Annotated in this window: 20 protein-coding genes and 1 pseudogene; 17 read left to right on the forward strand and 4 right to left on the reverse strand. The window is 66.6% G+C overall.

The features are described 5' to 3' along the window. Nucleotides 1-107 precede the first annotated feature (107 nt). The 8 genes and pseudogenes from ABZV44_RS43105 (at nt 108) to ABZV44_RS43140 (ending at nt 7,766) form a co-directional block, all read left to right on the forward strand. Nucleotides 108-893, forward strand: a complete 786-nt coding sequence (locus ABZV44_RS43105; protein WP_354850391.1) for an enoyl-CoA hydratase/isomerase family protein — start codon at nt 108-110, stop codon at nt 891-893. 33 nt (nt 894-926) lie between these two features. After that, a complete protein-coding gene (locus tag ABZV44_RS43110; RefSeq protein WP_354850393.1) occupies nt 927-1,754 on the forward strand; it encodes an SDR family oxidoreductase in 828 nt (275 codons plus the stop codon). Nucleotides 1,755-1,786: 32 nt separating this feature from the next. Further along, a complete protein-coding gene (locus ABZV44_RS43115) occupies nt 1,787-3,013 on the forward strand; it encodes an acyl-CoA dehydrogenase family protein (RefSeq protein ID WP_354850395.1) in 1,227 nt (408 codons plus the stop codon). An 85-nt stretch (nt 3,014-3,098) separates the two neighbouring features. Next, nucleotides 3,099-3,857, forward strand: coding sequence for an SDR family NAD(P)-dependent oxidoreductase (locus ABZV44_RS43120; RefSeq protein ID WP_354850398.1), 759 nt, complete (start codon nt 3,099-3,101; stop codon nt 3,855-3,857). Nucleotides 3,858-4,047: 190 nt separating this feature from the next. Further along, nucleotides 4,048-4,167 (forward strand): annotated as a pseudogene (locus ABZV44_RS43125) (SDR family mycofactocin-dependent oxidoreductase); the annotation flags it as partial. Nucleotides 4,168-4,753: 586 nt separating this feature from the next. Further along, nucleotides 4,754-6,964 carry a nitrate- and nitrite sensing domain-containing protein gene (locus ABZV44_RS43130; RefSeq protein ID WP_354850401.1) on the forward strand — a complete coding sequence of 737 codons (2,211 nt, stop codon included), beginning with the start codon at nt 4,754-4,756 and terminating at the stop codon, nt 6,962-6,964. Beyond that, complete coding sequence (locus ABZV44_RS43135; RefSeq protein WP_354850404.1) at nt 6,961-7,386, forward strand: roadblock/LC7 domain-containing protein; 426 nt, start codon at nt 6,961-6,963, stop codon at nt 7,384-7,386. Before ABZV44_RS43130 ends, ABZV44_RS43135 begins: the two co-directional genes overlap by 4 nt. Further along, entirely contained in the window at nt 7,383-7,766 is a 384-nt protein-coding gene (locus ABZV44_RS43140; protein ID WP_354850407.1) for a DUF742 domain-containing protein, read from the forward strand. The genes ABZV44_RS43135 and ABZV44_RS43140 overlap by 4 nt, the downstream gene beginning before the upstream one ends. Before the next feature lie 6 nt (nt 7,767-7,772). Here the strand turns inward: ABZV44_RS43140 and ABZV44_RS43145 are convergent, their stop codons facing one another. Both ABZV44_RS43145 and ABZV44_RS43150 read right to left on the reverse strand, forming a co-directional pair. Beyond that, nucleotides 7,773-7,997 (reverse strand): DUF742 domain-containing protein, encoded by a 225-nt coding sequence (locus ABZV44_RS43145; RefSeq protein WP_354850410.1) that lies wholly within the window; start codon nt 7,995-7,997, stop codon nt 7,773-7,775. Next, nucleotides 7,981-8,151: a hypothetical protein gene (locus ABZV44_RS43150; protein ID WP_354850413.1), complete on the reverse strand. Its 171-nt coding sequence runs from the start codon at nt 8,149-8,151 to the stop codon at nt 7,981-7,983. Before ABZV44_RS43150 ends, ABZV44_RS43145 begins: the two co-directional genes overlap by 17 nt. 432 nt (nt 8,152-8,583) lie before the next feature. Between ABZV44_RS43150 and ABZV44_RS43155 the strand changes: the two genes are divergently transcribed. From ABZV44_RS43155 to ABZV44_RS43165, 3 genes are all read left to right on the forward strand, one after another. Further along, entirely contained in the window at nt 8,584-9,600 is a 1,017-nt protein-coding gene (locus ABZV44_RS43155; RefSeq protein ID WP_354850416.1) for a tyrosine-type recombinase/integrase, read from the forward strand. A 295-nt stretch (nt 9,601-9,895) separates the two neighbouring features. Beyond that, nucleotides 9,896-11,182, forward strand: coding sequence for a hypothetical protein (locus ABZV44_RS43160; RefSeq protein WP_354850419.1), 1,287 nt, complete (start codon nt 9,896-9,898; stop codon nt 11,180-11,182). 1,328 nt (nt 11,183-12,510) lie between these two features. Then, nucleotides 12,511-12,876 (forward strand): hypothetical protein, encoded by a 366-nt coding sequence (locus ABZV44_RS43165; protein WP_354850422.1) that lies wholly within the window; start codon nt 12,511-12,513, stop codon nt 12,874-12,876. 1,366 nt (nt 12,877-14,242) lie between these two features. On the opposite strand, the gene ABZV44_RS43170 is transcribed toward ABZV44_RS43165, so the two are convergent. Next, entirely contained in the window at nt 14,243-14,869 is a 627-nt protein-coding gene (locus ABZV44_RS43170; protein WP_354850425.1) for a hypothetical protein, read from the reverse strand. Between the two features lie 268 nt (nt 14,870-15,137). Between ABZV44_RS43170 and ABZV44_RS43175 the strand changes: the two genes are divergently transcribed. Together ABZV44_RS43175 and ABZV44_RS43180 are read left to right on the forward strand one after the other, a co-directional pair. Next, a complete protein-coding gene (locus ABZV44_RS43175; protein WP_354850428.1) occupies nt 15,138-16,664 on the forward strand; it encodes a tyrosine-type recombinase/integrase in 1,527 nt (508 codons plus the stop codon). Further along, on the forward strand, nt 16,661-17,755 hold the full coding sequence (locus ABZV44_RS43180) for a hypothetical protein (protein ID WP_354850430.1): 1,095 nt from the start codon (nt 16,661-16,663) through the stop codon (nt 17,753-17,755). The genes ABZV44_RS43175 and ABZV44_RS43180 overlap by 4 nt, the downstream gene beginning before the upstream one ends. 167 nt (nt 17,756-17,922) lie before the next feature. Here ABZV44_RS43180 and ABZV44_RS43185 read toward each other — a convergent pair whose 3' ends face one another. Further along, a complete protein-coding gene (locus ABZV44_RS43185; RefSeq protein ID WP_354850432.1) occupies nt 17,923-18,213 on the reverse strand; it encodes a hypothetical protein in 291 nt (96 codons plus the stop codon). A gap of 132 nt (nt 18,214-18,345) precedes the next feature. Here ABZV44_RS43185 and ABZV44_RS43190 point away from each other — a divergent pair, with 132 nt between their 5' ends. From ABZV44_RS43190 to ABZV44_RS43205, 4 genes are all read left to right on the forward strand, one after another. After that, entirely contained in the window at nt 18,346-20,223 is a 1,878-nt protein-coding gene (locus ABZV44_RS43190; protein WP_354850435.1) for an AAA family ATPase, read from the forward strand. Then, nucleotides 20,220-22,166, forward strand: coding sequence for a UvrD-helicase domain-containing protein (locus ABZV44_RS43195; RefSeq protein ID WP_354850438.1), 1,947 nt, complete (start codon nt 20,220-20,222; stop codon nt 22,164-22,166). Before ABZV44_RS43190 ends, ABZV44_RS43195 begins: the two co-directional genes overlap by 4 nt. A 520-nt stretch (nt 22,167-22,686) precedes the next feature. Further along, nucleotides 22,687-23,598 carry an Abi family protein gene (locus ABZV44_RS43200; protein WP_354850441.1) on the forward strand — a complete coding sequence of 304 codons (912 nt, stop codon included), beginning with the start codon at nt 22,687-22,689 and terminating at the stop codon, nt 23,596-23,598. A 483-nt stretch (nt 23,599-24,081) separates the two neighbouring features. After that, nucleotides 24,082-24,330, forward strand: a complete 249-nt coding sequence (locus ABZV44_RS43205; protein WP_354850444.1) for a transposase — start codon at nt 24,082-24,084, stop codon at nt 24,328-24,330. Nucleotides 24,331-24,502 lie beyond the last annotated feature (172 nt).

A 24,502-nucleotide genomic window follows, 5' to 3' on the forward strand; every position in this document is an offset into this window, starting at 1 on the left:
ATTGACTAGAAATGAGAACTCGCCTAGGCTGCCCCCGGTGGTGCAGGTAGCCGTCGTCATCGCGCAGACCGCCCACTGCCGCCGCCCAAGCCCGAGGAATTTCCGCAATGACGAAAGCGCCCGACCCGATGACGGATCACGAACCGGTCCTGCTCGAAATCACAGATTTCGTCGCGACCATCACGCTCAACCGCCCGGATCGGTCGAATGCCATCGACCTGTCGACAGCGCGCAGGCTCGCCGATGTGATCGCGGAGATCGAACGCTCGCATGCCCGTGTGGTACTGCTGCGCGCGAAAGGCGACACCTTCTGTGTCGGCGGTGATCTCACGGTGATGGCCGCGGCACCGGATACCGGCTCCTTCCTCGCCGAACTGGCGACGGAAATGCATCGCGCGGTGCTCCGCTTGCATCGGCTCGACATTCCTGTGGTGGCCGCGGTCCAAGGCGCTGTCGCGGGTGCTGGACTGGGGTTGGTGCTCGCGGCCGATCTGGTGGTCGCGGCGGACTCCTCCCGATTCCGCACCGCGTATTCCGGTGTCGGGTTGACCCCGGATTGCGGTGTGACGTACTGGTTGCCGCGCGCGATCGGATCCCAGCGTGCCCTGGCGATGTTGATGTTCAACCGTGTCATCGACGCCGAGACGGCACGGGAATGGGGATTGGTCGGTCACGTCGTGCCCGCCGGGGAACTCGAGGAGCAGGCCACCGCGATGGCCGAAGGCATCGCGGCTGGCCCCTTCCAGGCCCTCGGGCAGTCACGCCGGCTGGTGCGCGATTCGGTTACACGCTCATTGACCGAACAGCTCGACGTGGAGGCCGAAGCGATCGCTCGGGCCGCCGCTGGTGCGGACGCGCAGGGGCGCATCGCGGCGTTCATCGGACGCCACTGATCTGGGCGGGCTACTCGAAGGAGAGGGAAAGTCATGTCAGAAAACATCTTTGCCGGACGCACCATGGTGATGTCCGGCGGAAGCCGGGGCATCGGATTCGAGATCGCATCGGCATTCGCTGGTCTCGGTGGCAATGTCGTGCTCCTCGCCAAGACCGATACACCGCATCCGCGTCTGCCCGGCACGGTCCACTCCGCCGTCGCGGAGATTGCCGCCGCGGGTGGACGGGCCGTGGCGGTCGTCGGCGACGTGCGCAACGACGCCGACGTGGAACGTGCTGCCACCACCGCGGTGAGGGAATTCGGCGGTATCGACCTCTGCGTCAACAACGCCAGCGTGCTGGACCTGTCCACCACCGAAAACTTGGCGATGAAGAAGTTCGACCTCATGCAGGAGGTGAATGTGCGCGGGACGTTCAGCCTGACCCAGGCCTGTCTGCCGGAGCTTCGGAAGTCGCCGCACGCGCAAATACTGACGCTTTCGCCCCCGATGAACATGTCGCAGCACTGGCTCGGGAAGCACCCGGGCTACATGCTCGCCAAATATGGAATGACCTTGCTCGCCATGGGATTCGCGGCCGAATTCGCCGATGTCCCGATCGCGAGCACCTGCCTGTGGCCCGAGACGACCATCGCCACGTCCGCGGTGATCAACCTGCTCGGCGGAGCCGAGGCCGCCGCGCATGCGCGGCGGCCGAAGATCATGTCGGACGCCGCGATGGCCATCGTCGCCAACCCACGGGAATACACGGGCCGCTGCGTGATCGACGTCGACGTGCTCGCCGCCGCCGGTATCACCGATCTCAGCGGCTACGGCGGGCAAGCTCCGTTCGACTACGACATTTTCGTGGACCCCCGCTGATCAACAGTCCTATTCGAAGAAGGAACCCACCAATGACCGAATCCGTGGCGCGGACCAGCGACCGCATCTGGCACGACATTTTCCTACCCGAGGACGTGAGCCACGTTCGTGAGATGGCCCGTGACGCCGTGGCAACCCATCTCGCGCCGGTGGCGCGTGAGATCGCGCAGCGCGAGGAATCGGTGGAGGCCTTCCCCTGGGGCGCCTTCAAGGGCCTGGCGAGCGCGGGATGTTTCGCGGTGCCCTTCGAGAAGCCATTCGGCGCAGGCCTCGCCCACCCCATGCTCGCGACCTGTCTCGTCACCGAGGAAATCGCCTACGAGAGTTCCAGTTTGGCCGGCGTGTACGACGGACAGTGCATTCTCAACGCGCGCACGCTGTCGTTCGCCCAACCGCATGTGCGTGAGATGGTCCTACCGGGATTGATCTCGGGCGATTTGGTTTTCGCTTTCGCGACGACCGAACCGGACGCCTCCAGCGATCTCACACCGACCGCACTGAAAACTGTCGCAACCCGCACCGAGGACGGATTCATCGTGCGAGGACGGAAGCGGTGGATCACCAATTCCGTTGTCGCCGACTGGGTCTGCGTCCTGTGCCGCGACGGTGACACCAACGACGCCACAATGCTGCTGGTCGATATGCACGCCCCGGGTGTCAGCGTCGGCGCGCCGGACCTGAAAATGGGACACCGGGGCCAGATCACGGCGGATATCGTCTTCGACGACGTGTTCGTGCCCGCCGATCATTCGCTCGGCGCGCCTGGCAGCGGGTTGAGGACGGCGTTGACGGCGCTGGCAGCAGGCCGGGTGGGCATCGCTGCGGCGGGAGTCGGGGTGGCGCAAGCGGCCCTGGATCTCGCCGTCGACCGGCTACGTACCCGATCACTGTTCGGCCGCAAGCTCGGCGAGATGCAGTACTGGCAGTACAAACTGGCCGAGCGTGCCACCGAGCTCGAAGCGGCGCGGGCGATGTACCAGAAGGCTGCCGTCCGCATGGACCGCGGCGACCGCTCGGCCGAGCCGGAGGCCTCGATGGCCAAGTCGTTCGCGACCCGGCTCGCCAACGACATGGCGCGCGACGCCCTGCAGATCCACGGCGGTTACGGTTTCGCCCGGCAGGTGTCGGCGACGGGGGAGACCTATCGTCTCGAGGAGATCTATCGAGACGCCAAGATCCTGGAGATCTTCGAGGGTGCCAACGAGGTACTGCAATGGGTCATCGCCCGCCAGCTGATCGGCCGTGACATCACCGGCTGACGAATGAAAACGACGCGCACCCTCGCTCGTCGTCAGCGTGCCCTGAACTCGATTCATCACCTACTGTTCGAAATCAAGGAAAACCATGTATATCGATGGCGCGGTCGCGATCGTGACCGGTGGCGCGTCCGGATTGGGCTTCGCCACCGCCCAGGCTCTTACCGACCGGGGTGCCCAGGTCGTTCTGGTCGACCTCTCACCCTCGCTCCGCGAGGCCGCAGAGAAGTTGGGAAGTCGGGTGCGGTACATCCCCGCTGATGTCACCAGCCCCGATCAAATCGTGGAGGCGGTCGAGTTCGCCGCGGACCTGGGAGATTTGCGCATCGTCGTGAACTGTGCCGGTGTCGCCACACCGGGAAAGGTCCTCGGCCGTGACGGCGCCCTGCCGCTCGCCGATTTCGAACGGGTGGTTCGTATCAACCTTTTCGGGACGTTCAACGTGATCCGGCTCGCGGCTGCGAAGATCGCCGCGACCGACCCGGTCGGCGAAGAACGCGGCGTCATCATCAACACCGCATCCGTCGCGGCCTTCGACGGCCAGATCGGTCAGCCCGCCTACGCGGCATCGAAGGGCGCGGTAGCGGCAATGGGCTTGCCGATCGCTCGCGAGCTTGCCCGCCACCAGATCCGGGTCGTCACAGTCGCACCGGGGATATTCGAGACGCCGATGCTGAGCGGCCTGCCGGCCGATGCCCAGCAATCCCTGGGACAGCAGGTACCGCATCCTGCTCGGCTCGGGAAAGCGACCGAATACGCCGCTCTGGCCACACACATTATCGAGAATCCGATGCTCAACGGTGAAACGATCCGTCTCGACGGCGCCATCCGGATGGCGCCCAAGTAGCTGGGCACAGGCCGCCTTGTCGAAGCCGGCGAAGCTGGTGGCATCGATCCCGGAACTGTGAATTCGGTTCGGGTTCGGGTGCTTTCGGTGGTGATCTCCGATCGTGAACGCGGCCGGGCGAGATACTTACGCGCTGAGGCCCGCAGTGAGCAGGGCGGCGAGCTGAAGGCGTACCCGAACGTCGGGCGCGCCCGTCCCGTGGGTGGAGCCGGAGGGCATCAGCAATGCGGTGCTGTTCCTGGCGTCCGACGAGTCCCGTTACGTTACCGGCGTCCTGCTGCCGAGCGATGCCGACAGTATGCTGAAATAGCAAGCGGCACAGTCTTTTCCGGGCGTCGCCGAGCGGCCCGGTCCGGATTTGCCGTCGCCGCCGCTCGATGCGTTGGCACGCAGTATCACATTCGTGCGTGGGCCCGGCGACGCAGCGGCATCGCGATGCACGAGATCCCCGATATGGGACACGACCTCCTGCACGAGCCCGGTCGTGGGCTCGTCACATCGCATCCTCGGTCCGCGGGAGCGGGACGCCGTGTCAGCTGTTCGGGACGAAGCGACAGTGCGAGCCTGCGCCGCGAGGTCCACAGTGAATGGACGCCGGTCGCCCGAGCAGCCGGCGTCCTCGCCGGTTGCCGTCGGCGAGACGAATCGGTCCGGTCGTCGGGTATCCCACACTGACGACCGGACCGCCGCATTTTGCCTGCGGTGGTTAGTGGCGCGCTTCGGTCCGGTGGGAGCGGGCGTGTCGACGCTTGCCGCGCATCGAGGACGGCTGGACAGCCGAGAGGAAATGACACGTGGATACAGCGGTCCGGTCACGATGGGCCCGGTGGAACTCCTTTCGGCGAATCAGGGCACACGTTTACGGCCTTCGTCCCCGGATCATCGCCATCGCCCTGGTGCCGAGCACGGCGCTGTTGCTGGTCGGCGCATTGGCGACCGGGTATCTGGTGAAGGGTGCCAACGAGGCCCAGAACTGGGCGTCGGCGTTCGACCGGGACAGCGCGCCACTGATCGACTTCGCCCTGCAAATGCAGCAGGAGCGACGTCTGACTCTGATGAAAATGGCTGGTGACGACCAGGTTTCGGGAGAGCTGACCACGCAGCGGACACGTGCCGACCAGTCCGCCGCGACGGTTCAAGCCGTCGCCGACCGGTTCGTCGCCCTCGATCCCGGGGGGCTCGGCAGGGAGGTGACGGCGGGAAAGACCATGCTCACCGAGGTGGCGCTGCTGCGGCAGCGGGTGGACTCCCGTGTGGCTTCCGCAGATGATGTCTACTCCTTTTTCGCCCGCATGCTCGACATCCTCGTCGACGCGACGGATCGATTGGCTTTCAACGCCCCCGCATCCAAGACGGCCGCGGACGAAGCCGTCGCGGCACGCCTGCTGCGCGTGGCCGAAGCACAGTCTCGCGCTAACGCACTGGCGGTCTCGGCGCTGATCGGGGGCGGACTGTCGGAGGACCAGCGGCGCGAATTCGGCCGTCAGGTGGGATTCTGGCGCGCCGAAATCGATTCGCTGCGACCGCGTGTGACGACCTCGGAAAGCGCGCAGCTGGATGCGTTGGCCGGGAGTGCGGCGTGGCAGCGACTGCGGACGATGGAAGACGCCCTGATCGAACCCGTCACGGCTGCCCCGGAGAACGCGTCGGCGGGATCGAGAAAGACCGTGGCCGACAGCACTCGCAGCGCGCAGCTTCCCATGGGTATTGCCGAATGGCAGGACGCCGCGGTCACAGTCAGCAGCGCCCTGCTGGACATCTGGCGAGCGCACTACCGATATGCGATCACGTGGTCCGTGGACGATGGCGCGCGGGTCAGGCGCGACTCACTACTCGGCGGCGCCATCGTGCTGGTGATCTCGCTCGGGGCGCTTCTGACAGGTCTGCAGCTCTCGCGCAGGCTCTTCCGGCGGCTGGCGCGGCTGCACAGTGAAACGCTCGACCTCGCCGATGAGCAGCTTCCTCGGATCACCGCCCGGCTCCGCGAAGGCCATTCGGTCGACCTGGAAACCGACGTTGCCCGGCTGGATTTCGGCCGTGACGAGATCGGCCAGGTAGCAGACGCGTTCAATCGCGCTCAGACAGCGGCGGTCTCGGCAGCCGTGGGCGAGGCCGCGACCCGCGCCGGTGTCAATGCACTGTTTCTGAACATCGCATACCGCATTCAGATGGTGCTGCGCAAACAACTGGAGCTGCTGGATCAGGCGGAGCGCGAACAAGAGGATCCGAAACAGCTCGAAATGCTGTTCCGCGTCGACCATCTGGCCACTCGATTGCGCCGCAACGCCGAGAACCTGACCATTCTCGGTGGCGGGCGCCCCGGACGGCAGTGGCGTCGCCCGGTGCTGTTGTTCGATCTGCTGCGAAGTGCGGTCGGGGAGAGCACCCACTACACGCGGGTTCGGGTCGCGAAACAGCCGCAGCTGTTCATTACCGGTGCGGCGGTCGCGGACCTCATCCACATGTTCGCAGAGCTGCTGGACAATGCGACCAGCTTCTCACCGCCCGACACCGAGGTGGAGATCGTCGGCATGGAGGTGGGCAAGGGCATCGCCGTCGAGATCGCCGATCAGGGGCTCGGCATGACCGCCGCCGATATGCGGCTGGCGAACGAGACCTTGCGCAACCCACCCGATTTCAGTGTCGCCCAGCTGTCGAGCGACTCCCGCCTGGGATTGTTCGTGGTCGCCCAGCTCGCCCGCCGGCAGCAAGTGAAGGTCCGGCTCTCCGAATCGGTATACGGCGGGGTACGCGCGGTCGTGGTACTGCCCACCGCGCTGATCGGGGAGCCGATCCCGGCCGATGGCCATGACATGTCGCCACCCGAATCGGATTCCGGCGGACCGGCCACGGCGTCACCGCGGGGCGAACGACCGTCATTGCCGCGGCGGGAGCGGTCGGCGAGTCTGTCGCCGCACCTGGTCGACGATCCTGCGGATGAGCCGGATTCCGGCGTTGGCGCCCGGTACCCGGCTCCCGGACGCTCCGCTGATCAGGCGCGCGATCTCATGTCGGCCATCGAAACCGGGAGCCGGCAGGGACGCCAGCGGTCGGCCGCATCGGACGTCGACCAATACGACCCCTACGACGGTGAGGAACGACCGTGACCTCCACGACCACCCGAAACCTCGACTGGCTGCTCGACGATCTGCTGGATCGCCTGCCCGATGTCCGCTACGCCGTCGTGCTTTCCGCCGACGGGCTGCCACTCGGCCGCTCCACCGCCCTGACCGAAGAACAGGCTGAGCACTTCTCGGCATGGTCGTCCGCGGTGCACAGCCTCGCTCGGGCCGTCGGGCAGCGATTCGACGGCGGCGGTGTCCGCCAAGCCGTCATCGAACTGGACGACCTCGTCGCCTTCGTCACCGATGCCGGGGCGAACGCCTGCTTGGCCCTGATCGCGGACGCCGTCGCGAATATGGGTCTGGTCGCCTACGAGATGAATCAGACCGTGCAACGGGTCGGCGCGTTCCTCGCCGCCGAGCCACGGCGCACGGCGTCCGATCCAGGCGGCGGACGCTCGTCATGAGCGATTGGCACCGGCCGCAATTCGACGACGACGGGGGTCCCCTTGTTCGGCTGTTCGCCGTGGCCGGTGGCCGGACCAGTGATGCGGACGGGCCCCGGCTGGACATCATCACGCTGGTCGTCGCCGCACGCGGCCGAGCCCACCTGCTACGCCGTGCCGAACCCGAATACGCCGAGATCATGCACGCCTGCCGGACACCGCAATCGGTCGCCGAAGTGGCTGCCGCGGTGGGACTTCCCCTGTCGGTGACCAAAGTCCTGATCAGCGACCTGCTCGCCGACGAACTGGTGATCAGGAGCGCGCCATCCGAATCGGCGGCGAACAGCGCCGCGGATGTCGAACTGCTGCGGCGATTGCGGAGGGGAATTCGCGCGCTCTGACCTCGGTCATAGTTTGCGGATGCCATCGAGTACCGCGCGCAGCAACTCGAGCCTGCCGGATCCGGCGGCGGATCCGATCGGTCCCCGGTGATCGAGCAGGCCATCGGAAATGAGAGGGCCGACGAGAATCTTGCTCACCGCCAACGGTATTCGCAGTACGGCAAGATACCTCGGCGACCGACAGCGGAAGGCGGCACAACCGCACGACTTCGGCCTATTCCGGCTCGACACCGCGCAACGGTGGAGCGGCGGAGGCGACCACCACCACGGTCAGCAGGCCCAGATCGTGCCCGGCGCCGGTGGTTCGGCCGCCGGTCCGAGCGTAGGGGCACACGAGCGCACCGGCGCCGCCGTCGAACCACAGCTCCTCCGGCCGTGGCGTCATGGCCGACGGCTTGGCGTACCCGGCCGGCGTCGAAGCGACTGCCCGCGCTGCGCGCCACCCCGCGTAGCGGGCCGACGATATGGCGCTGAGTGTTCGGCGTCTTCGCGGCGCGTGGCCGAGCCGTGCCCCAAGCAGTCTGTCGGTGGAGTGGACCACAGTGTGATGGACGCCCGGGAGGCGATCCACCAGATTGTCGAGTAGCCAATTGAGATCACGAACATGGTGCTTGTGAGTTCGGCCAGGGTGAGATGGATAACCAGTGCAAGATCGGCACGTGCCCGCATCATGGTCGACCGCGTGCAGCGCTTGTGTTCACGAACCAATTAGTCACGGCCCATAGGAAATTTTTTCGTGACTAATCGAGTGTCCCGGCCAGCATGTCACCTACCGATGGCATCCTCGAAACTTGAAAAGCATCGGAGGTGAAGAGGCATGGACGAAGTCGAAGACACGTTCCCAGAGGCGGCCGCCCTGACCGGGGTCACCGAATCGACAGATGCCTATGTCCTCGATCGGCGGTTCACCCTGTGGTTGGCGGCTCGCCCTGGTCGCCCTCTCGTCCCGCGCACGCGAGGCGAGTACTCGCAACGTGTTGCGTTGTTCCTCTGCTGGTTGCGGGGCGTTCGTGTCGATCATCCGGCGGCCCTCGTCACCGCTGAGGGGAGGGACGCCGCCGTTGCCGCCTTCCTTGCGCACCTGAAGTCGCTGGGCCGTGGATACAGCACGTGGAACGTGACCCTCGCGGCTCTCAACGCTTACTACGACTTCCTCGACCTCGAACCGTCCCGGGTGCCTCCGGCTCCGATCGAGCGGGTGATCACCCGGCCACTGACCGTGTCCGAGCAGTCGGATCTCATTGCGGTGGCGCAGGCGCGGCCGGCGCATACCCGCTTGTTCCGGATCCGGAGGAGCCGGAATCTCGCGCTGGTCGTATTGCTGCTGTACAGCGGTTTGAGAGAGTCGGAGGTTTCCGGCCTCGACGACGAGGATGTGGTGTTGACCGGGGCCCAGAGTTTCGTACGCGCCCCGCGCCGTCTGATCCATCTACCCGGGCGTGCGCATTACGCACTGGCGGAATGGCGCGCCGAGCGGGCCGCCCTGGTCGGGGATCAGCGGATCAAGGCCTTCTTCCTCGCCGGAGACCACGACGGGGACGGCGGGCGCATGCGGCGGCTGTCGCGCCGCCAGATCGAAGACATCGTCCGGGAGCTCGGCCGCGAAACCGGGCTCCGCGACGGCTCGGGTATCGCCCCGGGCGTGCTGCGTGCCACCTACGCCTGCCGTTTGGCCGCCGAGCAGCCGGACCAGGTGGTGGCCCGGCAGTTGGGTCAGGTCAAACCTGATGTGCCCCAACTCGATACCTTGCGTGCGACGGCGCCGACTCGGCATCCGGGTCGATTCCCAGAAGCTGATCCGCCCGGGGATTCACAGCTGTCACTCGACTTCTGAACGAGTAACGTCGCATGGTTCGTCGTAGGGAAGGTCGTACGTAAGACCTTAACGACGGATCCTGGCCCGCTTCGGCGGTCTGGATTCTGGGAACCGCCGCCAGGCAAGCGGTTTCCGGTGGGCCCGGAGAATGACTCCTCGATCGGCTATCGAACGCTGGTCATTCGGTGCCCGCCGGTCTAATCCAAATTTTCGGGAAAATCTGCTCGGGAAAACTCTGGAAATTGCCGAGTTCCCATCGTTGCGGCTTCCCGAAATCGGATGAATGCAATTGCCTTCGAGGTAGTGTGGGCAGGTGCGACGGGTCTGCGGTGCGGCGGCCGTCACGGTGTTCATCGGAGCCGTGGTCGGGGGATTGGCGTTGATCACGCCGATCTCCTCCGTCTGGCGTAGCGACCCCTTGGTGTTGGAGTCGGAACTGCTGGCTTTCAACCAGCCCCGTGCCACCGCGGTCGGGGCGCTGGTTTCCGTGGTCTCGGCGGCGTGGGCGGACACCGTGCGAACCGCGACCGTGGCCTGGCTGATCGCATTGTGCGGAGCGGTGGCTCTCCTGGTCAATCACTCGTTGTTCGAATCGATGTCGGTTGCCTCGTTGTCGACGTGGAATTACATCGACGCGGTGGCGGCCGGGGCATTGCTGGGCGGGTTGGCCGCAGTCGCGGTGTATCGAGCGTCGGTGACGGCCGCCTACGTGCTGGGCGTGCTCGCCGCCGTGCTGATCGGGGATTTTGCTCAGGGGCCAGGCTCTGGTAGCAGCGGCCAGTTGCGGTCTCCGGTGGTGCTGCCGATCGGTGAGTCACCGCCGCTGTGGCTGATCTGGCCGGCCGTGGTGCTCGTCGCCTTCGGCGTGTTCCGTGATCGCGGACGGCGGATCGCCGAATTCGAGTCGGGGGAGGTCCCGTTGGGGCCGATCTCGGCGGCAGTGGTGGTGGTCGGTGTCACGTTGCTCGATTCGGAATGGGTGGCTCGTCACGGTGACACCGCGATTCGTATCGTGGTGGCTGTCGCGGTCACGGTGGCGGGCGCGGTGGCGGCCGCGTTCCTGCTTCCCGGCAGGGACGGGACGCTGGTGCTGCTGGCGGTCGCGTTCGTGTCGGCAGGCGGCACGATCGTCGCCGTATCGCTGCCCCGCTGGATGGTGCCGGTGCTGTTCGTGTGTGTCGCAGCTGGTTTCACGCTGGGCCGAGTCCGCCCCGCGCCGTTGGCCGGAATGGCGGCGACGCTGCTGATCGCACTGTTCGCGGTGCTCACGGCAGGTCGGCTCGAACACGTCACCGTGATTCCTACTGTCGGCACCGCCGCGGTCTCCACCATCGCCGGATACTGCTACGGCTCCGCGTTGCCACGCACCGCGCCCAGTGTGATGGCGGGGCTGGCGGTCTTGTTCGTGCCTCCGGCGGGCGTGGCCATGCGAGTGCGGGATTTCAGCCATCTGTCGCATTCCCCGCAGTGGTCAGGCGACCATGCTGTCGTCTCCAATGCTGCGCCGGGGTGGGGGGCGGCGGCGGTGACGCTCGGGTGTGGCGCCGGCGTACTCGTGCTGCGCCGCTTTCGCGGAGATGACGCTGCTGCAGAGCCGTGAACCTGACCGTTCGTGCCTGCTACACGTGCGCCTGGAACACCGCCGACAAGCACCTGCCGCCGAACTGTATGTCACAGTGACGAAATGGAGTGATGGGTCGCCCGGTTGCAATTGGAGGTCCATGGAGCCTGGGCACGTTCTGGAGCCCTTCACTCTTGTCGGTGAAAGTTGCTGAAACACTGTCGATTTCGGGCACTTGGCTACGATTTCTCGCAATCCGAGTGCCCAAAACGTCTCATTCAACATGCGGCCAGGTCGGTCGGCCAGGGTCCGCTCGATCCGATACTCCTCGATCGCGAAGCCCCCGAGCTGTCGCAGGAGCCGCTCCAAGGCGCTCGCGCCGACCAGGCGTTCAGGGGCCGCGAGGCACTCGCCGCGTTGTTCGAGCAGGACTCGGCCTCCCTCATGAGCGAGGAGCCGTTCCATGAAGGAGGTGCTGGTACAGCCCAATTCGGGTGCGTTGAGCACGATCGTGGCGCCGGTAGGAGTCACGATGGTTCGTGAGACGAAACCGGTGCGCAGGTCGATCCCGCGGTCTGGGTTGCCGGTGAGTTCGGTGACGGTGTCCGCGAACTCGTCGCTCACGACAACGCTCCGACCACGCCCAGACCGAGCGCGGCAGCGGCGAGATGACTCATGGGCAGACCAGCCCCATCGGCTTCGTAACTCATGGCGGTGTCCTTGATCAGACCACGGTCACGCCCAACAAGCCCCCCGACGGATCAGCCTCGCTTGCGCGCTCGAGCCGGATGATCCAGATGGAAGCCGACGATCTGAGCGGTTCCATCAAGGACTGTCCCGCGGTCCCACCAGAGACTCCGTCCGACGAGGCGGCGGGTGTTCTCTGCGGAATTTCTCCCGAATCCCCGGGGTCTACCCGGCGATCGCCTCCAGCATAGAGCTGGTCGGTGACGTCGCGTCCCAGTGCGAGAGCGGGCAAGAGCAGGGGCCACGCGCGGCGATTCTGCCGATATTCGGCGTGTCGCATAGTCAATCCCGGTGGTAGTCTCGAACTGTCCAGGGGTAGTCTCGACCGGGTGCCCGTAAAACTCTATTACGCGTTGGCCCAGTTGATGGCGTCTGCCGGCGTCGATCTCACGCCGGACCAAGTCGCTCGACTGATCCGACGATGGTTGGCCGGGCAGCGTCGGGCCTGGGGCGAGCCCGCCTATGACCCCGCCACCGGCTGGCTGATGCATCAACTGGTACCGACGAAGGTCAGGCCGTCCAGATCACCGGCCGGATCGCCCCGCCGGACTTCTACATCATCGATGTCCGCCCGTTGACCGCCGACGAAGCAGCCGAATTTACCCAGTGGGAGGCCCGCAATGATTGATAACACCACCCACACCAATGACGTCGCCCCGGAGGAGATGGCGCAGATCCTTGCGCGTGTGCAGCGCGGCAGTGAGCCCTTGGCACCGGAGGGTGAGACCGAGGCCACCACAGGCACTGGCATGAAGGCGCGGTCGGTGAAAATGCCCAAGGACCTTGATCAGCGTGTCGAGATCCGCGCCGGTGAACTCGGCATGTCCAAGAGCGCCTACCTCCGTTGGCTGGCCGAGAAGGATCTGGAACGCGCGTACGGCGACGAGCCAGAAATGGTTCCACTGGACCAGGTCCGAAAGATCGCAACCAGCGCCGTCGACGACGCGCTGGCTCGGCTGTCACATCGGCCCGGTCACGCCGCCTGACCACAACGCCGTTCGTGCCATCACATGGACAACCGTGGTCCCGGACGTACGGCCGGGTCCACGGCATATGGCGGGGGAAGAGTTCAGGGGAGTTCGGATTCGGGGTCGAGTGCTGTTGGCCTGAACCACGAAAAGGGCAGGTCGCGGAGTAGGGATCGAACTAACAGCTTGGGCAGGTCGGCGATTAGACCCCGGGCAGTGGAAGATCCCACGCATTTGTCCGTGCCGCAGCGCACCCTGCTGCTGCTGGTGATCGCCGCCCCAACGAGGGCGCTGACGTGGCCGCCTCGTTGCAGGCCGTCGTGAGGAGGCCGTCGTCGCGGGCAACGATCGATGCGCTGATACAGCTCCTCGATTCCGACGCGGTGGCGTACCACAGCCCGGTGAATCCGCGGCCGGGTTTGGGATCTCGTGACGGGGTCGGTCGTGTCGGTCGTGGATTGTCCGACGCCGTGTTGGCGGTTCATGGTGACCTCGCCCGGTGGCGGGATCGTCGTGGGTCTGGACAACGACATCGCCGTCCTCGAACCTCACCTCGGTAGGTGAACCTGACCGGCACCGGGCATGGAACCCGCTCGTCGGCGCCCCGGACGAGCGGGGCGAGCATCGGGCGACCCGGACTCGCCACACCTGTGGGGAACCGCGGCCGTGCTCCTGGCCTGGGTTGTCGGCGGGTTCCCCTACCTGTCCGGGTGCGTGCCGTCAAGCGAGCCCTGGTCACGCGCGGTCCGAACATTCGTGCCACCGTCACTGGACAACTGTCCCTCCATACCCGACCTGCTGTTTACGGCTCGCGCTCTCGCGGGTGCGTACTCGGTCGGGTGGTCTTGTTCGGGCCGTCGATAATGCTCCCTTATCGACGGCCCGAACACCGAAAAACCATGTCACATGCCGATTCCGTGTGGTGCCGACGCGGTGTGGCGGCCGGGTTCCGGGTATCGGCGCCGGTAGGCTCACCGAACGTGACCCCCGCACAGGCGAATTCGGCCCCGTCTCCGCACTCCCGCCCGGACTCCGGCCGCGCGGACGGGGCCGGGCACCCGGGCGGGCCGGACGTGGTGGGGGAGCGGGGTGCCGCGACCGCACCCGGTGGCCGACCACGGTGGGGGCGGTGGGCGCGCCGGTGTTCAGCGCCGCCGACGGACCGGCCGCTGTCACGTGACGCCACGATCCGCAGGTCCGCCGGCGTACCGGCGGGGGCGCGGATCGCGCTGCTGGCCGCCGCCGACGCCCCGCCGAGCGGCGCCCCCACGTCGACGCCGCCGACTGCGACCGGGTCGCGGCCCGGCGGACCGTCGCGCGGGTGCGGACACGGGGAATCCGGTTGTGTTCGACCGCGGTGACGATGCCGGAGGGAATCGGGCTGCTATCTGCCCATCAGCCAGTTGAGCGGGTGACCTTCGGGGCGGGCAGTCTGTGCCTCGACAACTCGTTCGGCCCACCGGGTCGTCGGTCTGCGAAACAGGTGGAACATGAAGCTGAGCACCACCGCGGCCGCACCCCAGACGGGAGCCTCCCAGAGGCTGTCAGCGGGAACGAAGAAGAGGGCGACCACGCTCACGACAATCCCTGCGAACCAGCAGAGCAACGTTTCGAACGCTTCAGCCAGATAAGCGGTCCGGCCCTTCAGTTTCGCCAGGTCGTCGAAGTAGGCCGTGAACTTCAGCTCCGCTGCTGACGACTGTCTGATGGATGACGGTGGGGCTGGCGCGCCGGCCAGCTTGTCGTCTCGACGGACGTCAGCCAACGCGGCTTCGATCGCCTGATGTAGCGTATCGATGCCTGGTGGCGGGTTCTCCTGGGGCCACTTGTCGATTACCTCAACGAGGAGCTTCAGCTTCTCGTGGGAAGTAAGTTCCTTCGGCCGCTTGGCATTCCACCAGCCGAACACACCCCCAAGGCCGGCGGTGACGAGCGCGCCGAGAACGACGCCGGTGGGCACAGCCCACCACTTGTCGGACTGCGCAGCTTGCTCAGCGAGAAACGCGACCACAGGGAGATCCTCTCAGCTTCCTCATTTGACCACAGGGCATTCCGGGAGGCTGGGAATCCGGGGGCCTCAACCCGCAGGTGTGGGAGCAAAGACGGCGGCTGCGACGATGTTGGAGGGTGGCATCGTCACCAGCCGGCGCGCGACCTTCTGGCTTCTCCCTTATCGACGCCCCGATCACTGAAAACCCATGTCACACACCGGTTTTGTGTGGTGCTGACGCGGCGTGGCGGCCGGTTCCCCGGTATCGGAGCCGGTAGGCTGGCCGACCGTGACTCCCGCACAAGCGAATTCGGCCCCGATCCTCGACTCCGGCCCGGAGTCCGGCTACCCGGGCGGCGACGGCGCCGGGCACCCAGGCGGGCCCGGGCGCGACATCTCGGTGGGGGAGCACGGTGCCGGACAAGTTCCGGGTGCGGCTGCGGCCGCAGTGGGGGAGCAGGGCACCGCCACCGCGCCCGGGAACGGGATCGCGGTGGTCGCGGCGAGGGCGCCGGTGCTCACCGCCGCCGACGCCGACCGGCTGGCGTCACGTGACGTCGAAGTCCGCGGGTCCCGGCGCACTCCCAGCGGGGCGCGGATCGCGCTGCTGACCGGCGACGCCGCCCCGCCGCCGGGCGGCGCGCCCCGTGTCGACGCCGCCGACCGCGACCGGGTCGCGGCCCGGCGCGCGCAGGCGAAGGCCACCAACACCGTGACCGGCTACGCGACCTCCTGGCGGCGCTGGACGCGGTGGTGCGCCGAGCGCGGAGCGGACCCACTGCCCGCCCACGCCGGTCTGCTCGGCGACTACGCCGAGGCCGTGGCCGCCTACCTGGCCGAGGCCGACGCCGCCCCCGCCGCAGACGGCACCCCGGCCTACGCGGTCGCGACGCTGGAAGCGTGGGGCGCGGCCATCACCCACTTCTACACCGCCGCCGGTCTGGCCAGCCCGGTCCGGGCCCGCGTCGTCGCCGAGACCATGACCGGAATCCGCAAGCGCCGCACCAAGGCCGGGATGGGCCCGGACAAGGCCGCCCCGCTGCTGGCACACACCCTGACCACGATCGTGACCGCGATCGACGCGGATGCGCAGGGCTGGAAGGCCCGGGTCGCCGCCCGCCGCGACACCTGCGCGCTGGTGGTCCAGTTCGCCGCCGGGCTGCGACGCGCGGAACTGGTGCCGTTGTGGATCTCCGACATCACCCGCGCCGGCGACCCCGACGACCGCTACCTGCTGGTGCGGATCCGGGGCAGCAAGCGGTCCCCGACCGCCATGGAATACGTCGCGATGGCCCGCGGCGAGCACGCGATCACCTGCCCGTGGTGCGCGGTGGCACGGTGGCAGGCCGTGGTGGCCGCCTTCGACCGCGCCGTCGCCACCGCCGAGAAGCGCGGCGACCCCGATCCTGCCGCCGCGGGCCAGGCGGCTGTCCAGCGGGTGCTGCGCCGCGACACCACCCCGGCCGACGTGCACGTCTGCGACCGGAACTGGCCCAGCTTCCAGGCGGTCGATGTTCCGCTGTTGCGGCCGCTGGATGCCGACGGCCTGCCCCACGCCCGGGCGATCACCCGCCCCGCCACGGTGCCCGACATCCTCAAACGCCGTGCGGCCCAGGCCGGTCTCGACCCGGCCGTGATCGAGAAGCTGCGCGGGCACTCCGCACGCGGGGGCGCCGCCACCGAAGCCCTCTCTGGAGGGGTCGACCTCCACACCGTCGCCAAACATCTGCGCCACAAGGACATTCGCAGCACGCGCGGCTACGACCAGAGCCAACCCTGGGCCGGGAACACCGCCGCCGACCACCTGGGCCTGTGACCACCGTGACCGACTACATCGACGGCGATCTCGACCCGGATGACGAATTCGCCTGCGCACCAACGCCACCCGGACTGGTCGTGCGCTATCACCCCGGCTGGCGGGCGTATGCGATCTGGTGCGCGGCCGCCGAGCGGCGGGCGCTGCCGACCGCGCCGCTGACCCTGCTGGAGTTCCTCGCCGAGCACCCCGGCGCGGTCGCGACCCAGGCCGGGCGGATCACCGCGGTCAACGCCGCCCACCGCGCGGCCGGACTGCCCGCCCCGGGCCGCGCCGAAGCCCTGCGCCAGGCCCTCGACGACGACCGCGCCCAGCGCGCCGCCCGGATCCGGGCCGTCGTCGAAGCGCTGTTGCCGCAGATCCCGCGCTGGGGCTGGCCCGCCGGACTGGCCGGCCGCCGCAACGCCGCCCTGCTCACCCTCGCCGCCACGGGCTTGCCGCGCGCCGCCATCGCCGCCCTCACCGTCGGCGACGTCCTCGACGGCGGCCTCGTCGGCGGCCGCGAGGTCATCCACCTCGGCACCGCCCCCTGGGCGACGCTCAGCGCCGGCGACGATCCGGACCGCTGCCCGGTCGCCGCGCTGCGCGGCTGGCTCGACGTCCGTGGCGCGCTGCAACGCTACAGCGGCCATGCGCTGCTCGCCCACGCCCTCGAAAACCACGCCCTCCCACCGATTCCGCTGCATTCGGTGGACGCCGGGCAGCCGCTGTTCGTGGCGCTCGACCGCCACGGGTACGCACCCACCCCGCACACCGACACCCCCGGTGCCGCGCCGACGCTGCCCGCGCTCGGTGTCGATTCGCTCGCCGCGGTTCTCACCCGGCATCTGTCCGGGCAGCCGGTGCGGTACCGGGCCCGCACCCGCCCACCGATTTCCGGAGATCCCGCGCCCATATCGGAGCCGGAACCGATCGTCGAGATCGAACTCGGCAACGACTACTACGAGCGCGGCACCGCCGCCCGCCGCCGCGACGCCGAACTGCTTGCCGACGTCGACGACCGCCTCGACGCCGTCCTGGCCCAGATGGACGACTGGCTGACCCGCACCGACGCCCTCATCAACGACACCATCGGCGGCGCGCCGCTGTGACCCGCCGCTTCCGCCTCGAAGACTCCTCACCGACACCGACTCCAGTGCGGCCGCCGCCGACGACGCTGAGGACAGCGGGGTGGAAGTGTTTGTGCCGCAGCAGTTCCCCGCCCGATACGCGGCGCAACCGTTGTTGTGCGGTTCGACACACGCGGGCTGGCGCGCGGCTACATCGACGAACTCGAGCCGCTGCGCCCCGATTCCGTCGCCGAGATCGCCATCGCCCACCGCTGGCCCCACCCGCGCTGGGCGCGGGCCCGAACCTCGACACCGGCTGGCACGAGCGGGGGATTGCCGCCCGCTGAAGGATGAAGCACGTCAACGACGAACTCGACGATCTGCTCGACCGCGTCGACGCCATCGCCACCCGCTACGGCATCTAACGGCGCACGGCCCGCGACTTTGCCCGCACCAGCCTCAAAGGCGGTGTCCGTCTCACGAATGACATATCGTGCCATGATCAAATCCCTACTATGGGGCGAAACCCGGCGGCTCGTAACATCTTTCGAAGCCGCATTTCGGTGGGCGGTTGCGGATGCCTGCGCACAGCGCATGGCTGGTGACAGGGAGCGGCGTTGTATTTGTCGTGCGTGCGTGCTGAAAACTTCCGGATCTTCGGAACGGGCCCAGGGGAACACGGTGTCGAAGACAGTCGCCTGAATCTGGAGCTCGATCGGGGAACGAACGTCCTGGTGGGCGAGAACGACAGTGGTAAGTCCGCGATTATCGATGCGATCCGGATCTGCCTGCTCACCACCGCCGCGGACTATTACCGGGTCACCCGGGATGACTTTCACGTCGGCCCGAAAGGCAGGGCGAAAGTCTTCACCATTACCTGCGGCTTCACCGACCTCAGTGTGGAGGAGCAGGCCACCTTTCTCGAGTTCGTCACGACCGACCGCAAGGGCACGGCCAGCCTTTTTGTCACAGTCCACGCCGAAGCAATGGACCCGACGCGGCCACAGCGCATCTCGGTCACTACCCGGACCGGATCCGACGGCAGCGGTCCGGCACTCGACGGCGCGGCACGGGAGTTGCTCAAGGCGACTTACCTACGTCCGCTGCGGGATGCGGAGGCCGAATTGCGTTCGGGCCGAGGATCACGGCTCTCTCAAATCCTCGCCGGCTACCCGGCCATGATCGCCGAGGAGGTGAACGACTTCGATGAAGAGGCCGATACCGCGAGCACTCTGGTAGGGATCCTCCGTCGTGCCGAGCACCATCTGGCCAGGAACAGTTCGGTGGCGACGGCACTCGACGACATCAACACCGATTATCTGAGCGAATTCGCGATCGGCTCGGATAACTTGCGGGGCCAGGTCACGGTGTCCGGGGACGCCACTCTGGCCCGGGCTCTGGAGCGGTTGGAATTGGCGTTGGCCCCGGAAACAGGTGAGTGGACTCGGCGAGGACTGGGGTACAACAATGCCCTGTTCATGGCCGCCGAGCTGCTGTTGCTCGGCAACAGCGACATCGCCCCCTTGCTGCTGATCGAGGAGCCCGAAGCACATCTGCACCCGCAACTGCAGGCCCGGATCATGGACCTGTTGCGCAAGCGCGCCCAAATCGACAAGGGCAGCAAGCGCTCGACCGCTCCGGTTCAGGTTCTCCTGACCACCCATAGCCCGAACCTGGCCTCTGCGATCCCGGTGGAGCATCTGACCCTCGTGGCCAAGGGGCACACCTTCCGGCTCGCCCCGGACCTGACCCGCCTGGACGCCGGCGATTACGAGTTTCTGACCCGTTTCCTCGATGTCACCAAGGCAGGCCTGTTCTTCGCCCGCGCTGTTGCGATCGTGGAGGGTGACGCCGAGGCGATTCTTCTACCCGCATTGGCTGAGGCGACGGGGGCTTCGTTCAGTGAGTGCGGCGTCACCGTCGTGAACGTCGGGACGGTGGGCTTGTTCCGCTACAGCCGCATCTTTCAACGCGACGGCAAGCAGATCCCCGTGGCAGTCGCCTGTATCCGTGACCGTGATCTCGTGCCTGAGGGGACACCCGACGACATGCGGGGCAAGTTGAAATGCGTACAAGAGATGCAATCGGAGGAGATCATCCGGCATGTCGAGAACCTGACCGCTGACGACCGCGGCAACGTAAAAACCTTCGTCTCCGACCACTGGACCCTCGAATACGATCTCGCCGCCGCATCCTGGGAAATGGCGACACTGATGCATCAAGCGGTGCAGGCGGCGATCGCATCGAAGTCGGCCTGGCCCGGCGAGGACGCCCTCGCGCAGTCCGACACGGCCGCGGCCAAGGAAGTTACGCAGTGGCGCGACGACGGGAAACCGTTGGAGACCGCCGCGATCGACATCTACAGGCCGCTGCGCATGAAGAATGCGAGCAAGCCGATCGCCGCACAGCACGCCGCACGTCTGCTCGGGACCACTCCCATCACGCAGGAACAGCTGCCCGACTACCTGGTCCAGGCCTTCGCCCACCTGCGCGCGGGGGCCCTGCGTTGACGACCCCCGACCACACCGATGCCCTCACCCATGATCGCATTCGAGCACGCGCCTCCGAACTGAAACTTCAGCTCTCGGACCGGCAGCAATGGGACTTTCTCCAGAGTGTCGACACGCTCGACTTGCAGGCCGCACCGGGCTCGGGGAAGACCAGCCTGGTTGGTCTCAAACTCCTGATGCTCGCCGAACACTGGACGAGCACGACCCGCGGTATTTGCGTGCTCTCGCACACCAATACCGCCAAGGACGAGATCATCGCCCGGATCAGTAGTTCCCCCGCCGGCGCTCGGCTGCAGCGCTACCCCCATTTCATCGGCACGATCCAGTCGTTCACCAGCACATTCCTCGCGTTGCCGCACCTGCGCGGGATTGACATCCAGGTCCAGACCGTCGACAACGATGTGTACGCGGACCGGGCCAAACGCGTCCTCGCTAGCGATCAGCAATTCGGAGCGTTGAAGAGCTATCTCGGCCGACAGAGATTCGGTGACGACGTGGTCGGCGCGGCCGAGTTCAGTTTCGAGTCGGGGCAGCTGGAAGTCCGGTCCTTGCGGGAGCTGCCCTTCGGGCCTGACACCAAGAGTTACGAGCAGTTCACGAAGCTGAAGCGTCTCATGGCACGCCAGGGTATCTTCCGCTATGCGGACATGTTCGCGCTGGCCGAACTCCACCTCTCCCGGTGCCCGGCCCTGGGCCGGGCAGTCGCACACCGCTTCCCCTTCGTCCTGATCGATGAAATGCAGGACACCAGCGCGCTACAACAAAGACTGCTGGACCAGGTCTTCGGCGACCCATCGACCATCGTGCAACGCGTCGGCGACATCAATCAGCGAATCTTCACCGACGCCACCACCACTACCTCGTCCTCGTTCCCGCGCCCGGACTCCCTGGAACTACCCGTCAGCCGCCGCTTCGGCAGCTCCATCGCTGAATTCGCCAGCTCACTGACAGTCCACCGCCCCCAACACATCCGCGGCGCGGGTCCCGCCGGAACGATCGCGGTCCTGCTCTACGACGAAAACTCGGTGACCCAGGTCGTGGCCGCCTTCGAACGGATCGCAGCAGAGGTCGTCCCGCTCCCTCTGCTCCAGCAGCATCCGCCACGAGTCCTCGCCGCGCGCGTGCGACCCGGCACGTCGAAGGCGTTCCCGCAGTCCCTTGCCTGCTACGTACCGGGATACGCCGCGACCATCCCAGACGGTCGACAAGCCTCACTGCTCATCACCGCGCGCGCAGCACGGGAACAATGGCGATCCGGTGCAAGCCACACCGCAGTCGACCTCCTGTGGGAGGCGGTGAGAACAGCCACCAAGTCCGCCACGAATGAAGCCCTGCCGACACTGCGTTCCCTGAGCAGAAGCCCCGGGACTCCGGGCGCCCGCGCGAGGGCACTGCTCCTGGACGTCCTGACCGACCCGAACGACGACGAAGTCAGCTGGGACCGTCTGATGAAGCGCATGACCGGCTCGCTGTCAGAGCTCTCGAGTAAAGCCGGTTCAGTTCCGATCACGTTGGGCGAACTCGCGCACTACGTCGCACCGCTACCAGGTGGCTCCCCGGCGGCTGCGGGCCACCAGGAAGCCGCAGCGGAGACGGTGCACAGTGAACTCGGGTCCATCCACAGTGCCAAAGGCGAAACTCATACCGCGACCCTGATTCTGGAATGCCTGAACCGCAGCGGAAAGAACTACGACGTCCACGAGGTGCTGCGACTGCTTGCAACAAACGGGGACCTCAGCAGCGCAACCCGCACCGTGCAGGAGATTGCCCAACTGGTATTCGTCGGCGCAACACGACCCACCCAGCTGCTCGCGTTCGCGGTCGACCGAGATCGAGCAGCGCCGTACCTGGACTTCTTCGCCTCCAGCGATTGGGCCGTACATGACCTCACCCCTCAAAGCGCCGGGTCGAGTACTCCGCCGCCAGCGGTCGATGCAACCTGATCAGCGCGGGCGATCCGGTCGGCGCGGGTGTACACCTGCCGGTCGCAGCGGGTGGCGAGCACGTAGAACACGTCCGGTGTTCGCACCAGTCCCGCCGGGGTCATGGTCGATCTCGGACTGGCCCTGCCCACAGATGGGCCGGTGTTTCGTCGAGACGAACTCCCCGTTGCGCGTGAAAGCTGGCGGGCTGATTTTGTCTGGGAGCGTGCCGGGCCGCCTTCCCGCGTGGCCTCGTGTCTGCGACGGCCTGGTTTCGCTGACTGTGATGACCGGCCCAGAGGTGGGCGGCTCGATATGACGCACTACTGTCCGGCTGGCACGTTGCAGGTCCCCCGCAGCGAGCCGCAACGCTCCTGACCGGCCGATCAGCGGCGGCCTGTTCGGTTGAACGGGCTGTGGAAGAGGGCACCAATGTTCCCTCGAAACTCGCCATCGGCTATCCTGTTAGCACTATGACCGGTTCCGCCTGCTTCGGCAGGTCCAGGGCCGGTCTTCCTTTTTGTACAGGCACAATGCTTCGGTGGCCGTGTCTGTCAAAGCCTTCAAGTCCTACGACGAACAACTCGACATTCTCACCGATCGTGGCATGGACGTCGGCGACCGTGATGCCGCGATCGCACAGCTGCAGCGCCTCAACTACTACCGGCTCAGCGGTTACTGGTATCCCTTCCGTCGGTTGAGCAATAGCGGTAAGCGCACCAACGACTTTCAATCTGGTACGACGCTCAGCGACGTGATCGCTCTCTACGATTTCGACGGCCGCCTACGAACAGCCGCGTTCGATGCGCTGGTTCCGGTTGAGCTGGCCTTGCGTGCAGCCCTGGGACACGCACTCGGCGAGATCGACGAATGCGCCCACCTGCACCCCGAATCGCTGAGTACCCGCGCGAGCGGGCAGATCTACGACCGCTGGGTCGAGAGTTACAAGCAGGAGATCGACCGCTCGAAGGAGGAGTTCGTAACGCACCATAAGGAGCGGTACGAGGGAACTCTGCCGGTGTGGGTGGCCGTCGAGGTTCTCGACTGGGGCTCGTTGACCTACCTGTTCGACTTTGCCCCGAATGCCGTGCAGGAGCGCGTCGCTGGCGAATACGGGCTGAGCGCACCACAGCTGCGCTCATGGATGAAGTCGTTGAACGTGATTCGCAATACATGCGCCCACCATGGACGGCTGTTCAACCGAACACACGCGTTGAGGCCGAAAATGCCGCCATCCGGCAAGTTTCCGGCACTCGATCAAGTCCAGGCAGTCACCAACCGCACGTTCGGTCAACTCACCATGATTCAGCACCTGCGCCAGGCGCGCGAACTCCCAGTGTCCCGGATGCTGGGAGCGGTCATCCGTTCGTATCCGCACGCCAACCGTGCCGTCCCCATCGGTCGCGTGGGCGTTTTGAAGGACTGGGATCAATCGCCACTCTGGACAACCTGACATCGTGAACCGGGCTTCACGCGGCCGACTGCGGCGGTAGAACGTGGCCACGAAGCTCCCGGCGACCGCCGGGCACACCGGCGTGGAGGCCACGCACCGGTCTCGTGATCGGAATGCCTCACGCTACAGGCTAGAGATTCAGCATCATCAGCACCGTAGAACGCACCGCGATCACATTCCCAGAGTGTGGTCTTGGAACGGCAGGCTTCTGGTTCGAGGCCCTCAGCGTTCTACCAGTTTCCGGCGGTCAGGTGCTGTTCGACATTGTCGTGGATGCGGTCGACAAGATGGTTGAGGGTGTCAAAGGGATGGCGTGGGGTGGAGCGCGGGATGACGGGATCGGAACTGATTTCCAGCAGAACCCAGTACGCGCCGTGGGACCAGCTGATGCGTTTCCCCTCATATCGTGGAGGCTGGACCATAGAGGAAAGGCCAAATGGCGGAGAAGAGGCGCAAGTTCGATCGCGAGTTCCGCGAGGAGCGGTGCGTATCGTGCGTGAGACCGGGCGACCGGCCGCGGAAGTGGCCCGTGAGCTGGGCATCAACGAGGGAACCCTCACGACCTGGGTAGCCAGGGACCGCGCCGCCCGCGACAGCGGTGGCGATGGGAAGCTGAGCGAGTCCGAACGCGAGGAGTTGCTGCGGCTGCGGCGCGAGAACGCCGAGCTGGCGATGGAGCGTGATGTGCTCAAGCGATCAGTGGTCCTGTGGGTGAAGGAGGCGACCAAGTGAGCGTGGCCGGGTTCATCGCCTCCCAGAGGACCGAACACGGTGTGCCGCATGCCGTTTCCTGCCGTGCCCTGGAAGTGAGCGAGTCGTGGATGCCCCTATGTCGTGTCAAGCCACCACGGGCTCGGATTCTGCTGCGGGGTCGGCGGTAGTTCGCCGGAGCGTGCGATAGACC

Origin of the sequence: Nocardia sp. NPDC004860, from assembly GCF_040609015.1 — a bacterium.
Lineage (GTDB): Bacteria > Actinomycetota > Actinomycetes > Mycobacteriales > Mycobacteriaceae > Nocardia.